This window comes from Streptomyces sp. NPDC088910 (assembly GCF_044749865.1).
Classification (GTDB): Bacteria; Actinomycetota; Actinomycetes; order Streptomycetales; family Streptomycetaceae; genus Actinacidiphila.
In genome coordinates this window covers 350,815-365,844 of the sequence record NZ_JBIVIV010000001.1, presented here as the reverse complement: position 1 = coordinate 365,844, position 15,030 = coordinate 350,815, and the positions used below count along the sequence as shown (strand labels likewise).

Sequence of the window (15,030 nt, the reverse complement as noted above, 5' to 3'; positions counted from 1 at the left end):
GATCAGCCAATGCCGAACGGTGAACTCCCGCTCGCCGGGCGGACCGCCGTCGTCACCGGGGCCGGGCGCGGACTCGGGCGCGCCGAAGCGCTCGAACTCGCCCGGCTCGGGGCGCACGTCGTCGTCAACGACTTCGGCCAGCCCGGCCGTGACGGCTCCGGCGCCTCCTCCGCCACCCCGGCGCAGGAGGTCGTCGCCGAGATCGCCGCCGCCGGCGGCAGCGCCGTCGCCCACCACGGCGATGTCGCCGACCACGAACAGGCGTCGGAACTCGTCCAGTTGGCCGTCGAGCACAACGGGCAGCTCGACATCCTCGTCAACAACGCCGGGATTCTCCGCGACCGCATGGTCTTCTCCATGACCGAGGACGAGTGGGACTCCGTCATCCGGGTGCACCTCAAAGGCCACTTCAACACCATTCGGTTCGCCGCCGCGCATTGGCGCTCGCGCGCCAAGTCCTCCGGGGCTCCGGTCTTCGGGCGCATCGTCAACACCGCGTCCGAGGCGTTTCTCGCCGGGTCGGCCGGACAGCCGAATTACGCCGCCGCCAAGGGGGGCATCGTCGGGCTCACGACGTCCACGGCGGAGGCGCTTCGGCGGTACGGGGTCACCGCCAACGCCATTTGTCCGCGGGCGCGGACGCGGATGACTCTTGATGTGTTCGGCTCTGCCGAGCCCGGGGGGCTCGATCCGCTGGCTCCCGAGCATGTCGCTCCGCTGGTCGGGTACCTTGCCGGGCCCGCTGCCGCGGGGGTGTCCGGGCAGGTTTTCGTTGTGCACGGGGGGATGGTGGCCGTTCTGCAACGGCCGGTGGTGGCGGCGCGGTTCGAGACGGCGAAGTCGGTGTTTTCGTATGGGGAGCTTGATGGGGTGTTGACGCCGTATTTCGAAGGGGGTGAGCGGGGCTCTTTCGCTGCCGTTGAGGTGTTGGGGCTGCGTCGCTCGTAGTTTTTCTTTGCCCGCCCGCCCACCCGTGCGGGTGTTTTTTCGTCTGCGGGTGCCGCTTGTGCCTGGGTCGGTGCCGGTCCGGGGTACCTCCTCGAAATCCGTCTCACCTGGTCCTGGGGATTCGGTGCCGTTCTTGTTGACGTATTTCTGCGGGGGCACCCCGGCCCGTCCCCTCCGGGTACGTCGGCGTCCGCCTGTCCGGTGGGGGTTGCCGGGAGGGGGGTGGGTGGGCTGAGGTGCGGGGGCGGCCGACGGTCCGCTGCGGTGCCGGGGCGGGGGTGGGTGGGGGTGAGGGCGTCGGCGTCCGGCCGCCGGTGGGGTGGGTGGGGGGTCGGCTCGGGTGCGTCGGCGTTCGACGGGCCGCTGTGGTGCTGGTTGCTGCTGGTCGCTGTCGGTAGGGGGCTGGGGGGTCAGGCGGGCGAATCGGTGGGGGGGTCTTCGAGGGTGTGGGAGTTGGTGAGGGTGAGGGCGCCGCCGGCGGCGATGAGGCCGACGAGGAGGGAGAGGAGGGCGTAGGTGACGCGTTCGCCGTGGAAGAAGGAGGCGACGAGGTCGCTGCTCCAGGTGCCGGGCGGGAGTTGGGTGGTGACGAGGGCGGCGATGAGGGTGCCGACCATGGCGGTGCCGACGCTGGAGCCGACTTCTTGGGCGGTGTCGTTGAGGGCGGCGCCGATGGAGGTGCGGTTGCTGGGCATGGCGTCGACGAGGGCGACGGCGCAGATCGTCATGACGGTGCGCAATCCGATGGTCATGATCACCATGCAGACGGCGATGGCGGCGTAGCCGTGGTCGACGCCCCAGGAGAGACCGGCGAGGGCGCCGGCCAGGCAGGCAGCGCCGACGAGGCAGGCGATGCGGTGGCCGAACCGGCGGGCGAGCCATTCGGACAAGGGGGTCGCGGCGAGCATGGTCACGATGATCGGCAGGTTGGCGAGTCCGGCGCGTACCGGGCTCCAGCCGTAGGCGTACTGGAAGTGGAGGATCAGCCCGAACATCACGCTGGCCATCGCGATGGACGTGCCGATCTGGGCGATGGCGGCGCCGCGGACGGTGCCGTTGGAGAAGAGGCTGAGGTCCAGCATGGGCGCCGGGGTGCCGCGCTCGTGGCGGACGAAGGCGATCGCGGCCACGACGGCGCCCGCGATCGACGCGAGAGTGATCGCGGAGAGCCAGCCGTGCTCGACGCCGCTGGTCAGGGAGTAGCAGGCGAGCCCGATGGCGGCGACGCTCAGGACGGCGCCCGGCAGGTCGAGCTTGTCGTGGGTCAGGTCCTCCGGCCGGTCGGCCGGGACGCCGAGCCGGACGCCGACGCACGCGATGACGGCGATGGGGGCGTTGACGACCAGCAGCCATTCCCAGCGCACATGCGCCAGCGCGGTGCCGCCGAGCAGCGGTCCGAGGACGAAGCCGGACATGCCCACGACGATCATCACCGTCATCGCGCGCATGCGCAGGGCCTTGTCGTCGAACAGCCGGAAGACCAGTGAGTTCGTGATCGGCGCCATCGCCGCGGCGGCGACGCCGAGCGCGGCCCGCAGGGCGATGAGTTGGCCCGCCGTGGTGACGAGGACGACGCACAGGCTCAGCGAGCCGAACACGGCGAGTCCGACCAGCAGCACCCGGCGGCGCCCGAGCCGGTCGGCCATCGACCCCGCCGTGAGCAGCAGGCCGCCGAAGGTCAACGAGTACGCCCCGGTGACCCACTGAAGCGCGGTCGTCCCGCTGCCGAGGTCGCGGCCGATCGTCGGCAGCGCGATCGACAGCAGCGTGTTGTCGACCATCTCGACGAAGAAGGCCAGGCAGAGGGCGGCCAGCGGAATCCACGCCGCGCTCAGGGACGGGTAGGTATGTGACGTTTTCTCAAGCGTGGGAGTGGTCATGGCAGTCCTCCAATCGAACGTCATTCGGTTATCGAACAACGTACGATCGGCTACGATAGAACAACGTTCGATACGACGCAAGATCGCGATGGGGATGTGAGCCATGGCACGCCTGCAAGACCGCTCGACCCAGGGACGCCGACGGGCTTCCCACTCGATGGAGTCCGTCCTCACGGAGGCCGTGGCCCTCCTGGACGAGGCCGGGGCGCCCGGCCTGACCTTCCGCGCCCTCGCGCAGCGCCTCGGCGGCGGCGTCGCCAGCATCTACTGGTACGTCGAGAGCAAGGACGAACTACTCGACCGGGCCACCGACCACGCGATGGGCGCGATCCTCGCCGACGTCGAGGCCCTTCCGCGGAGCGACGATCCGATCGACGACCTTCGCGCCATGGCCCTGCGCCTCTTCGACGCGATCGTCCGCCGGCCCTGGCTCGGCGCCTACTTCATGCGCAACACCGACGTGCAGGCCAACTCCCTGCTCGTCTACGAGAAGCTCGGCGAACAGACCCTCCGCCTCGACCTCACGGCCCGGCAGCGCTTCCACGCCGTCTCCGCGATCGTCGGCGTCGTCGTCGGCTCCGCCGTCGACCTCGGCCAGGAACCCCCGCCGGAAGTCCTCAACGGCGCCGTCAACCGCGACGAATTCCTCGGCCGCTTCGCCAAGACCTGGCGCGAACTCGACCCCGCCGACTTCCCCTTCGTCCACGAAATCGTCGACGAATTCGACGGCCACGACGACATCGACCAATTCCGCGCCGCCCTAGACCTCACCCTGACCGGCCTCCGCCTCCAAGCCAAAGCCAAAGCCTGAGTCGGCCCCGCCCCCGAGCATCGAGGACGGCTCCCATAAGCCTGCGGCCCCCCACCCCCGGCCGCCGACCGCCGACGTTCCGGAGCCCCTCTCCCGCCTACGCGGGCGGGCCGACGGCGGACAGGCGGAGCGGAGCCCACCCCCTCCCGGCACCCCCACCGGACAGCAGGCCGCCGACGTACCGGAGCCCACCCACCCCCGTCCCGGCAGCACAGCGGACCGCCAGACGCCCCCGTACCGGAGCCCACCCACCCCCGCCCCGGCACCGCAGCGGACCGTCGGCCGCCCCCGCACCTCAGCCCACCCACCCCCTCCCGGCAACCCCCACCGGCAGGCGGACGCCGACGTACCGGGAGGGGACGGGCCGGGGTGCCCCCGCAGAAATACGTCAACAGGAACGGCACCGGATACGCAGGACCAGGTGAGACGGATTTCGAGGAGGTGCCCCGGACCGGCACCGACCCAGGCACAAGCGGCACCCGCAGACGAAGAAAACACCCGCACGGGTGGGCGGGCGGGCAAAGAAAAACCCGCTAATCGTCCGAAGGACGCCGATGCTTCCCCTGAGGCTGAGCCTCCCCCTCCTCAGAGGAAGAAGCAGGCCCCCGGTGGCGCCCCGAGCTGTCCCCGGACCCCCCGTGGTCGTGAGAGGAACGCGCGTCGGACGACATCTTCTTGAATCTCCCCGAAATCCCCGTGGAACAACGAACCGGCCTACGCCGAAAGCGCGCGAACAAACTCGACCCGGACTGCGGCGAAGCCGCCCCGCGGTGGTCACGCGGAGTGCCCGGATGCGCGGCTTCGGGTGAGTCTACTGGCGGGGCCGACGTCACGGTCATGGGGGTCACCCCGCCTTGGCGGCAGCCAGCGGCGCCTGCTGAAGCGGCAGCACCCGCCAGGGCAGCCGCGTCGGCGCGGGCAGAGCCGCACCGGAAGAGCCGAGGCCGGCGGAAGAGCCGCGGCCACCGGAAGAGCCGAGGCCGGCGGAAGAACCAGGCCCGGGCAGAGCGGCGGGCACCGCACCCCGCCCACGCCGAGACCCCGAAGCCCCGGCCGCAGGCCGCACCCGTGGCGCCTCGTACGGCGCCACCCCGCAAGGCCACTCCGGCACCGAACACGGCAGCCGCAGCAAATCGTCGGCCCCCCAGTACCCCGTCGCCCCCAGCCACCCCGGAGGGGACGCCCGCCAGTGCAGCCGCCGCTCACCCGGCCGCCACAGCGCCAGTGACTCCGCCCCGCCCGGCGCCTCCGCGCGGAGCGCGACCACCGCCGCCTCGGGCATCAGGATCTGCCCCGGTTGCGCGGCGACCGGCGTGAGCAGGATGCCCGGCACCTGGAGCGCGTCGGGGAAACGTACCGGCCGACGGCTGCCGAGGACGCCCCAGCCGAGCCGCGCCTCCCCGGTGGCGTCGCTGCGCAGGAGCAGCAGCCCGCTGTCGGGTTCCGCGAGGACGAGCCGGTCGTCGCTGTCCTCGGTGATCTGGAGGAGCGGGCTGGCCTCGCCGAGTCGCAGGTCGACGGCGACGGCCTTGGTGCGGCCGGCGAGCGTACGGTCGACGGCGAGCAGCCGCCCCGTACGGTCGAGCCAGACGCCGCCGGTGCAGCGGCCGGGCACGCGCATGACGGCGACGGGCCCGTCCTTCCCGGCGCCGTACACCTGCCAGACGGTCGTGACCCCGTCCCCCTCAGCGGAGTCCCCCTCGCCGGAACCCCCCTCGCCGGAGCCCCCACCAGCGGAGCCCCTCTCGCCGGAACGCCCCTCGTACACGAGCGCGAAAGCCGCCCCGCCCAAGGGGCACGGGGGAAGAAGCGTTACTGCATCCCCGCAGAGCGACCCGATCGGCACCTCCCCGGTACCGGCCCCCGCCGGATACAGCAGCGCCAGGTCGTGGCGGTCGGCGACCCGTCGCCGGATCAGGACGCGGCCGTCGGGCAGCGGTACGACCTGCGTCCCGGCCTCCTCCGGCTGGGCGCCGGGCAGCGGCACCGCGTACGGCTCGGGCCCGAGCGTCCACCGCTCGGGGAACCAGCCGCTGACGCCGCCCCCGCCGTACTCGTCCACGTCCCCGTCCCCCTCCGGCGCGGGTACGCGAGCCTCGGCGAGGCAGGCCGCGTACGACCCGTCCGCGGCGATCGTGAAGCCCGACCGGCGCAGTACGCGGACGGCCGGGGGGATCTCCATGGCACGGGCACTGGCATCTGTACTGGCGCTCATATGACTCACCCACCTCCGGCACAGGACCGTAGTTTTCATTTTTCCGGACGATCAACGCGACTCGGTGCGGTTCACACGTAAGAGTGCGGGTTTTCCCGTTCTGCTCCGCGCGGAGGGGCAGATGTGCTCCGCCCGGCGAGCGGTCGCGCTCCCCGCGGACATCGGATGCGCCCCGCGCGCCCTTGACTCACGGGTGCCGAACGGGTGCCGAACGGGCTACGAACGACCCCGCGCACCCGTCGTGGCACCCCCGGCGCCCGCGGTCACGGCGTACGGCATCCGGCGGACACGGGCGGCCAGGTAACCTTCCTACCGTGCCCACACTGTCCGACGTCATCGCCGCGCTCGACGCCCTCTGGCCCCCGGAGCTGGCCGAGGCGTGGGACGCCGTCGGCCTGGTCTGCGGCGAGCCCGAGGCCGAGGTCGGACGCGTGCTGTTCGCCGTCGACCCGGTGCGGGAAGTCGTCGACGAGGCGGTACGGATCGGCGCGGACCTGCTGGTCACGCACCACCCGCTCTATCTGCGCGGTACGACGACGGTGGCGCCGACCGGCCCGGCCGGTTTCAAGGGCCGCGCCGTCCACGACCTGATCAGGAACGGGGTCGCGCTGCACGTCGCGCACACCAACGCCGACCGCGCCGACCCCGGCGTCTCGGACGCCCTGGCCGCCGCGCTCGGCCTGCGGATCACCGGCCCGCTCGTACCCGACCCCACCGACCCCGCGGGCCGCCGCGGCCTCGGCCGGATCGGCGAGACCGCCGCACCGCTGACGCTGGCCGAATTCGCGCAGCGGGCGGCGCGAGGGCTGCCGCGTACCGCCACCGGGCTGCGGATCGCCGGCGACCCGCAGGCCACGGTCCGTACGGTCGCGGTCTGCGGCGGCTCGGGCGACAGCCTCTTCGCCGAGGTCCGCGCGGCGGGCGTCGACGCGTACGTCACCGCCGACCTGCGCCACCACCCGGTCTCCGAGGCGCGCGAGTCCGGCCCGCCCGCGCTGGTCGACGCCGCGCACTGGGCCACCGAGTGGCCGTGGTGCGAGCAGGCCGCCGCGCAGCTCGACGAGATCTCCGACCGGCACGGCTGGGCGCTGCGCACCCATGTCTCGTACGCGGTCACCGACCCGTGGACAGCGCACGCTGTCGCCCCGGAGCGCTCGGACACCCCGGAATTCCGGGGCGGCCGGGAACTCCCGCAATCCACTTCCCGCCCTTCCAGCCGCACAGGAGCCCCCCGCTGAACGCCGAGCCCGCCGACCAGATCCGACTTCTCGAAGTCCAGGCCCTCGATTCGCGTATCGCGCAACTCGACCACAAGCGCAAGACCCTGCCCGAGCACGCCGAGCTGGAGCGGCTCGGCGCCGACCTCGCGCAGCTCCGTGACCTGCTGGTCGCCGCGCAGACCGAGGAGAGCGACACCGCGCGCGAGCAGACCAAGGCCGAGCAGGACGTCGACCAGGTACGCCAGCGCTCCGCCCGCGACCAGCAGCGTCTGGACTCCGGCGCGGTCACCTCGCCGAAGGACCTGGAGAACCTCCAGCGCGAGATCACCTCGCTCGCCAAGCGGCAGGGCGACCTGGAGGACGTCGTGCTGGACGTCATGGAGCGCCGCGAGGGCGCCCAGGAGCGCGCCACGGAACTGGCCGCGCGCGTCGAGTCCGTCCAGGCCAAGGTCGCCGAGGCCGAGGCCCGCAAGTCCGCCGCCATCGAAAGCATCGACGCGGAGGGCTTCACGGCGGCCAAGGAGCGCGAGGTCATCGCCGGGACCGTGCCCGACGACCTGATCAAGCTGTACGACAAGCTCCGCGGGCAGCAGGGCGGCGTCGGCGCGGCGCGGCTCTACCAGAAGCGCTGCGAGGGCTGCCGCCTCGAACTCAACATCACCGAGCTGAACGAGGTCAGGGCCGCGCCCGCCAACACCGTCGTACGGTGCGAGAACTGCCGCCGGATTTTGGTGCGTACGGCCGAGTCCGGCCTGTAGTGGCGTTGGTTCACGAGGGTGCGGCGCCCGACATGGCGGCGCCCACCACCTTCGTCCTGCTGCGGCACGGTGAGACTGCGCTGACGGGGGAGAAGCGGTTCTCCGGGAGCGGCGGAAGCGATCCGTCGCTGTCGGCCGCCGGGCGGCGCCAGGCCGAACGGGCCGCGGCGGCGCTGGCCGTACGCGCCGAAGGGCCGGTGCGCGCCGAGGAGTCGGTGCGTGCCGAAGGACCGGTGCGCGCCGAGGAGTTGGTGCGCGCCGAGGGGCGACTGAGCGAAGGCCACGGCATCGAGGCCGTCGTCAGCTCGCCGCTCGCCCGCTGCCGGGAGACCGCCCGGATCGCCGCCGACCGCCTCGGCCTGGACGTCCACCTCGAAGAGGGCCTGCGCGAAACGGACTTCGGGGCCTGGGACGGCCTCACCTTCGCCGAGGTACGGGACCGGCAGCCCGCCGAACTCACCGCCTGGCTCGGCTCACCCGACGTCCCGCCGCCCGGCGGCGAGAGCTTCACCGACGTCGCCGCCCGCGTCGCCGCGGCCCGCGACGCGCTGCTGACCGCCCACCGCGGCCGTACCGTACTGCTCGTCAGCCACGTCACCCCGATCAAGACGCTCGCGCGCCTCGCCCTGGACGCGCCGCCCGAAGCGCTCTTCCGCATGTACCTCGCCCCGGCGTCGCTCTCGGAGGTGGCGTACTACGCGGACGGCAACGCGTCGCTGCGGTCGCTGAACGAGACGGCCCACCTGCGGTGAACGGGCCTTTCCTGTACGGGCCTTCTCCGTGCGGGCCTTTCCCGTACGGGCCTTCTCCCTACGGCTGTTGAGGGCGTCAGCCCCGCAGCGTCGCCGCCTCGCGCGCCAGGCTCTCCACGAGATCCCACCGCCGGGCCCGCACCGCGTCGCCCGGCACCATCCACGTACCGCCGACGCACCCCACGTTCGGCAGCGCCAGGTACTCGGGCGCGCGGGCCGCGTCGATGCCGCCCGTCGGACAGAAGCGGGCCCGGGGGAGCGGTGAGGCCAGGGAGCGGAGGTACGCGACGCCGCCCGCCGCCTCGGCGGGGAAGAACTTCATGTCGGTGACGCCGCGTTCGAGCAGCCCGAGCGCTTCCGAGGCGGTCGAGACGCCCGGCAGGAACGGCACGCCCGCGCCGCGCATCGCGTCGAGGAGGTGGTCCGTCCAGCCGGGGCTGACCAGGAAACGGGCCCCCGCGCCCACGGCCGCGTCCGTCAGCTCGGGCGTCAGCACCGTGCCCGCGCCGACCACCGCGCCGGGGACGCCGTCCGCGACGGCCCGGATCGCGTCCAGGGCGGCGGGCGTCCGCAGCGTGATCTCGATCGCGGGCAGCCCGCCCGCCACCAGCGCCCGCGCCAGCGGTACGGCGTCCGCCGCGTCCTCCAGGACGACCACAGGGATGACGGGGGCGAGGTCGAGCACGGAAGTCATGCCCGTCATCCTGCCTGGCGGGCGCCAGCGTGCGCAACGGCCGTTGCGCAGAGTGCAACGAGGGTCTTGCTCCGTACCGTCGCGCCACGCGCCTCAGTGGATCTCGCGCACCAGGACGTCGAGCCGTCCCGTACCCGGCTGCTCCTCCACCGTGAAACCCAGCTTCTGCAGCGTTCGCGCGAGGCCCTTGGGGTCCTTCGGCCGGGCGCCGGACTCCAGCAGGGCACGGACCAGACGGCCCTTGGTGGCCTTGTTGAAGTGGCTGACGACCGTCCGCTTCTCGACCCCGCCGACCACCGTCACCTGGAGCACGCGGACCGTCGCCGTACGCCCGGCGACCTCCCCGGCCGGCTTCCAGGCGCCCGCGTACGACGACGAGCGCAGGTCGAGCACCAGGCCGTCGCCCGCCTCGGCCGGCAGGACATCGGCCATCTGCCGCCGCCAGTACGCCGCCAGGCCGCCGACGCCGGGCAGCTTCACGCCCATCGAGCAGCGGTAGGAGGGGATGCGGTCGCCGAGCCGTACCGCGCCCCACAGCCCGGAGAACACCAGCAGCGACTCCTCGGCGCGGCGGCGCGCCGCCCGGCCGAGCGTCGCCAGGCCCAGCGCGTCGTACAGCACTCCGGTGTACAGCTCCGCCGCGGGCATGGCGGGCGCCGTCCGCAGCGCCGCGTTCTTGGCGACCTCGCCGCGCAGGCCGGGGCTGAGCCCCAGCACCTCCGCCGCCTTCTCCTCGTCGCCCGAGCACAGCTCCACCAGCTCGTCGAGGACCGTCGCCCGCGCCTCGTTCAGCCCCGGCAGCGACAGCGAGTCCAGCGCGACCGCGGCCCCCGTCCCTCCGGTGGCCTTCCCCTCGGACGGCGGCAACAGGACGAGCACGGTATCTCCCTCATACGGTTCTTGCGGTTCGTACGGTCCAGGCGGTCGTACGGTGCGCGGGGTCGTACGGCTCGCGCTCGGGCCGCCCGCGCCTGGTCGGGGGGCCCGCACCAGAGTAGGACCTGGGCGGGCCGCCCACGGGACCTGTCCGGCCGCGCCCGGCCGGACGGCCCCGGCGGGCGGCCGTACGCTCGCCGCCGACCCCGCGGTGCTCTTCGCCCCCGCGCAGCCACTACCATGGTCCACACGGCAGACGAGCCGAGCGGACGGCCGCGTGGAGCCCTTTCGGGGGCTTCCCGAGGAACGTCCGGGCTCCACAGGGCAGGGTGGTGGCTAACGGCCACCCGGGGTGACCCGCGGGACAGTGCCACAGAAAACAGACCGCCGGGGATCTCGGTCCCCGGTAAGGGTGAAACGGTGGTGTAAGAGACCACCAGCGTCCAGGGTGACCTGGACGGCTAGGTAAACCCCACCCGGAGCAAGGTCAAGAGGGCGTCGTAGCGATACGGCACCCGCGCGGATGTTCGAGGGCTGCCCGCCCGAGTCCGCGGGTAGACCGCACGAGGCCGGTGGCAACGCCGGCCCTAGATGGATGGCCGTCTCCCGGCCGGCCGCGAGGCCGCCCGGCGACAGAACCCGGCGTACAGCTCGACTCGTCTGCCGCCACCGCCCCCTTGGGCTCGCCCGGGGCGCGAGCGCGGTCGGGTGAGCCGTGTCGTGCACCCTTGATGTGCTCCTGGGTGCCGCGAGGGCTCTTGCCGGGACGCGGTCCTGGACCGCAGGTGGGGGCGTGCGGGTCCACCGGGACGGGCTGATCGCGCGGCCCGTACACCGTGTGAGTCATGGTGAACAAAGAGTCGCTTTACCTGCTCTTTATGTTTTTATTGGCTAATTGTCCGTAATGTCTGAAATCAACCGTTGGCGGATGATCGGACTTTGCCGTGATGACCAGCCCCAACTCCAGCCACGCTTCTTCCGAGGGTGCGTCCGGTGCGGGCGGCCGGGTCGGTGCCGTGCTGACGGAGATGATTCCGCAGCAGCCGCCCAGTGCGCTGAGCGCGCCGTCGGGGGCGGGGTCGGACGACACGCTCGGCATCATCGTCGTCGACGAGCGGCTGACCGTGCTGGAGGCCGATCTGGCCGGGACCTGGCTCGACGGGGTGGTCGACGGATCGGGCGCGCGGGCGACCGACCTCTTCCCGACCGAGGACGCGGCGGCGATCGCCGCCCGGGTGGAGCGGGTACTGGCCACCGGCCGCCCGCTGCTGGCGCGGGTCCAGCGCATGATCCGGCCGGACGGAACGCCCGCGGTGGTGTCGCTTTCGGTCCTCCCGGCGGCTCCGGGCCGGGTGGTGATCAGCCTGATCGACGTCAGCGCCCAGCTCGACGTGTTCGCCGCCTCCTCGACCCTGGGCACCTCCCTGGAGATCGAAACGACGGCGCGCCAGCTCGCCGAAGGGCTGCTGCCCTGGGGCGACGCCGTCACGGTGTCGCTGGCGCAGTGCCTGTGGAGCGGGGACCTGCCCGATCGGACCGAGCCGCGGTGCCGCGCCGCGTACGCCCGCGCGGGGAACCGGCCGTGGCCGCGCGGCTTCCTCCGCCTGGGCGAGCGCCTGCCGGACCTGCCCGCCCACCCCGCCTCCGACACCACCGGTCACCCCGGCGTCACCGTGCTGCCCGACCGCGCCGCCATCGAGCGGGCCCTGGGCGACGACCCGGACCTGATACGGGCCCTGGTGCCGGACCACGGCCCGCTCGCGGTGGCCTTCGCGCCGCTGACCGTCCCCGACGCCGACCGGCGGCAGCGCGTACTCGGCACGGTCGCGGTCTGGCGGCGTGAGGACAACCCCCGCGGGGCCTTCGACGGCGACGACCAGCTCGCCGTCCAGGAACTGGCCTTCCGCGCCGCGATGAATCTGGAGCACGGGCGCCGTCATCAGCGCGAGCACCGGCAGGTCCTGGCGCTCCAGCGCAGGCTGCGCCCGCCGCACTCGCCGAGCCGGGCGATGCACACCGCGGGCGCCTACCGGCCCGCCGCACCCGACAGCGCCGGCCTCGGCGGCGACTGGATGGACGTCATCGGCCTGTCGGGCGGCCGGATCGCGCTGGTGATCGGCGACGCCGTCGGACACGGCCTGGCAGCCGCCGCCGTCATGGGCACACTGCGCCAGGCCGCCCAGACCCTGGCCGCCGCCGACCACCCGCCGGTCGAGGTGATGACCCACCTGGACACCCTCGTGGGGAGCCTGCACGCGACCGCCGAGACCGACGGCGAACTGGGCGCCGCGGCGGCGGCGCTGGGCACGACCTGCTGCTACGCCGTGTACGACCCGGCCGCCCGGCGGCTCACCGTGGTCAGCGCCGGGCACCTGCCGCCGGTGCTGGTCCACCCGGACGGGGCCGCGGAACTGCTCGCCCCGCCGCTGCACCCGCCGCTGGGCACGGCCCGCGAGGAACCGTACGAGGCCCTGGAGGTCACCGCCGAGCCGGGCGCCCTGATCGGGCTCTACACCGACGGCCTCGTGGAGCACCCGGGCCGCGACCTCGACGACGGGATGACCGCCCTGCTGGAGGCACTGTCCTGGCACTACGCGACCGGCGACCTGAGCGCCGTCGTCGGCCCGGTCGTCGACCACGTCACCGGGCCGCCGCCGCAGCACGACGACCTCACGCTGCTCCTGGCGCGCATGGACGGCCTGCCCGCGGCCGACATGCCCGCACTCCGCCTGCCCGCGGGCGATCTCACGGCGGTCGCCCGCGCACGGGCGTGGACCGGCGCCCGCACCGCCGAGTGGGGCATCGCGGACCCCCACGGCCGCAGCGCCCTGGTGGTGTCCGAACTCGTCACCAACGCCCTGCGGTTCGGCACCGGCGGCCCGGTGACCCTCCGGCTGCTGCACCTGTCCGACCGTCTGATCTGCGAGGTCACCGGCCCCTCGCACGGCAGGCCGCGGGCCGCCCGCCCCGCGGTGTCCGAGACCAGCGGACGCGGGCTCCTCGTCGTCCAGCACACGAGTGCCGCGTGGGGGACGCGGCTCGGGGAGACCGCGGGGGAGCGCACGGTGTGGGCGCAACTGGCCGTCACGGGCGGGCAGTTGTGACCAGGGCCGACTGTCGGCAGCGGGTGGGCGTGATCCGCACTGACGGTCGGCGGCGGGCAGCTGCGCCCCGGACTGACCGTCGGCGGCGGGCAGTTTCGCCCCGGACTGAACGCTGGCGGCGAGTAGGTGTCCCCCGGACTGACCGTCGGCGGCGGGCAGTTGGGCGCGGACCGGCCCTGTGATCCGCGCGTCCCGTACGGCGGGCTAGAGCCACACTCCGTCCATCGCGGTGGCCGTCAGCCCCGGCGCCGCTCCGTACAGCACGGTCCGGGCTCCGGCGGGTACGCCCGCGCTGAGGGCGCGGTCGAGGACGTCGAATACGGCGGCGCCGCCACGGTTGCCGGTGACGATGCTGCTCCAGGAGTGGTCCAGCAGGTGGTCGGGCCAGGGCCCCGGGACGTCGGGCCAGGAGCTCGGGACGCTCTCCTGGATGAGTTCCAGGACGCGGGTGCCGCCCGGGTGGGCCACCAGCAGGTCCGGGTGCCAGTCCGGGTCGGTGTGACGGCCGCGCACCCACTCCCACATCGGCGGGAGCGTCGACTGCACCCACTTGGGCCCCGAGCGGTCCATCTCGTAGTGCACCCCGTCGGCGCGGGTGTGCAGCCGGTGGATGTCGGCGGTGCCGGGCACCGTGCGGTGCCACGCGGCGTCCAGCCGCAGGAACGCGCCCTGGTCCGGCCGGCCGCGGACGACGGCGGCGACCGCGGTGTCGGCGAACAGCAGCCGCATCAGCAGCGAGTCGATGCCGGTGTCGTCGGGCTGGTAGGTGGTGCTCAGCGCCTCCGCGATGACGATCAGCACCGTCGCGCCGGGGTCGGCGGCCAGCAGTTTCGAAGCGGTGGCCAGCGACCGGGTACCGGCGATGCAGGCCCACTGCGAGAACGGCAGCAGCAGCACGTCCTCGCGCAGCCCGAGCCGGTTGAACAGGGCGATGTCCAGGCCCGGCAGGGCGGGGGTGGTCGAGTTGCTGGTGACCACGTAATCCACCTGGTCAGGGGTGACTCCCGCGGTCTCCAGCGCCTGGCGGGCCGCCCGCTCCGCGCAGTCCTGGACCGTCACCCACACCGACGCGGTGCGCTCCTCGACGGTCTGCGGCACCGGCGGGCCCGCCTCTGCCGTCTTGCCCGTCTCGCCCGCCGCTGAGGCCGCGGGCCCGGGGAAGCCGCTGCGGCTCGGCGCCGTGATCGCCTCCAGGGGCTGCATCCACCGCCGCTCCCCGATCCCGGTGTTCTTGGCCATCCCGTCCGCGCGCTTCAGCCAACTCGCCCCCGGGTGGCGGCCGTTGACCTCGGCGAGGATCTCCTCGGTAGTGATGGTGTACGGCCCCGGCACCACGGCGGGAGGCCACATGTACCCGCTCATCCCGCACCCCCTTCCCGGCGCCCGGACGGCGCCGTATCACCGTATTGTCCCTCTCCCCGAAACGGAAGTCCGGATTCCACATTGACCGTTTCGACCTCTATGTCGAGGAATTCACCGATCTGACCGGTCAACTCGGCCGGATCCAGCGGCCCGTGCGGACCGGCTGTTTCCGTGGGTGCGGGGATATGTCTAGAACAAGGGGAGTTGGCCGGGAAAGTCGGGGATGGTGTAGCCGTCCAGGGTGCGTTGGGCGGCGGTGGGGGCGGCGGGGGATTTGGAGCCGGGGCAGGAGACGAGGGTGGCGGTGCGGGGGCCGGGGGGTGGGTCGTGGCGGGCGATGCGGCCCGCCACGACGGCGATCTCTCGGCCGCACTGGGGGCAGCGGCGGCGGGGGGATGACATGGGGACAG

The 15,030-nt window shown here is 73.3% G+C and carries 11 protein-coding genes, 1 other RNA gene and 1 pseudogene; 7 read left to right on the top strand and 6 right to left on the bottom strand.

The window, feature by feature from the left end; genetic code table 11:
* Positions 1–9 precede the first annotated feature (9 nt).
* Positions 10–948 (top strand): 3-oxoacyl-ACP reductase, encoded by a 939-nt coding sequence (locus tag ACIP4Z_RS01555; protein ID WP_401304179.1) that lies wholly within the window; start codon positions 10–12, stop codon positions 946–948.
* Between the two features lie 410 nt (positions 949–1,358).
* On the opposite strand, the gene ACIP4Z_RS01550 is transcribed toward ACIP4Z_RS01555, so the two are convergent.
* A complete protein-coding gene (locus ACIP4Z_RS01550; RefSeq protein ID WP_401304176.1) occupies positions 1,359–2,828 on the bottom strand; it encodes an MFS transporter in 1,470 nt (489 codons plus the stop codon).
* A 157-nt stretch (positions 2,829–2,985) separates the two neighbouring features.
* Between ACIP4Z_RS01550 and ACIP4Z_RS01545 the strand changes: the two genes are divergently transcribed.
* Entirely contained in the window at positions 2,986–3,639 is a 654-nt protein-coding gene (locus ACIP4Z_RS01545) for a TetR family transcriptional regulator (RefSeq protein WP_355345326.1), read from the top strand.
* Between the two features lie 844 nt (positions 3,640–4,483).
* Here ACIP4Z_RS01545 and ACIP4Z_RS01540 read toward each other — a convergent pair.
* Positions 4,484–5,854: a hypothetical protein gene (locus ACIP4Z_RS01540; protein ID WP_401304174.1), complete on the bottom strand. Its 1,371-nt coding sequence runs from the start codon at positions 5,852–5,854 to the stop codon at positions 4,484–4,486.
* Between the two features lie 314 nt (positions 5,855–6,168).
* Between ACIP4Z_RS01540 and ACIP4Z_RS01535 the strand changes: the two genes are divergently transcribed.
* From ACIP4Z_RS01535 to ACIP4Z_RS01525, 3 genes and pseudogenes are all read left to right on the top strand, one after another.
* Complete coding sequence (locus ACIP4Z_RS01535; RefSeq protein ID WP_355345323.1) at positions 6,169–7,092, top strand: Nif3-like dinuclear metal center hexameric protein; 924 nt, start codon at positions 6,169–6,171, stop codon at positions 7,090–7,092.
* Entirely contained in the window at positions 7,089–7,832 is a 744-nt protein-coding gene (locus ACIP4Z_RS01530) for a C4-type zinc ribbon domain-containing protein (protein ID WP_355345447.1), read from the top strand. Before ACIP4Z_RS01535 ends, ACIP4Z_RS01530 begins: the two co-directional genes overlap by 4 nt.
* Positions 7,833–7,852: 20 nt before the next feature.
* Positions 7,853–8,584 (top strand): annotated as a pseudogene (locus ACIP4Z_RS01525) (histidine phosphatase family protein); the annotation flags it as partial.
* 76 nt (positions 8,585–8,660) lie between these two features.
* On the opposite strand, the gene eda reads toward ACIP4Z_RS01525, so the two are convergent.
* A complete protein-coding gene (gene eda / locus ACIP4Z_RS01520) occupies positions 8,661–9,278 on the bottom strand; it encodes a bifunctional 4-hydroxy-2-oxoglutarate aldolase/2-dehydro-3-deoxy-phosphogluconate aldolase (RefSeq protein WP_401304170.1) in 618 nt (205 codons plus the stop codon).
* A 93-nt stretch (positions 9,279–9,371) separates the two neighbouring features.
* Positions 9,372–10,157, bottom strand: a complete 786-nt coding sequence (yaaA, locus tag ACIP4Z_RS01515) for a peroxide stress protein YaaA (protein WP_401304167.1) — start codon at positions 10,155–10,157, stop codon at positions 9,372–9,374.
* 254 nt (positions 10,158–10,411) lie between these two features.
* Between yaaA and rnpB the strand changes: the two genes are divergently transcribed.
* Both rnpB and ACIP4Z_RS01505 read left to right on the top strand, forming a co-directional pair.
* Positions 10,412–10,817: RNase P RNA component class A (gene rnpB / locus ACIP4Z_RS01510), an RNA gene on the top strand.
* Positions 10,818–11,101: 284 nt separating this feature from the next.
* A complete protein-coding gene (locus tag ACIP4Z_RS01505; protein WP_401304164.1) occupies positions 11,102–13,258 on the top strand; it encodes a SpoIIE family protein phosphatase in 2,157 nt (718 codons plus the stop codon).
* A 204-nt stretch (positions 13,259–13,462) separates the two neighbouring features.
* Here the strand turns inward: ACIP4Z_RS01505 and ACIP4Z_RS01500 are convergent, their stop codons facing one another.
* Positions 13,463–14,620 carry a type III polyketide synthase gene (locus ACIP4Z_RS01500; protein ID WP_401304161.1) on the bottom strand — a complete coding sequence of 386 codons (1,158 nt, stop codon included), beginning with the start codon at positions 14,618–14,620 and terminating at the stop codon, positions 13,463–13,465.
* A gap of 189 nt (positions 14,621–14,809) precedes the next feature.
* Positions 14,810–15,022: a hypothetical protein gene (locus ACIP4Z_RS01495; protein WP_366823727.1), complete on the bottom strand. Its 213-nt coding sequence runs from the start codon at positions 15,020–15,022 to the stop codon at positions 14,810–14,812.
* Positions 15,023–15,030 lie beyond the last annotated feature (8 nt).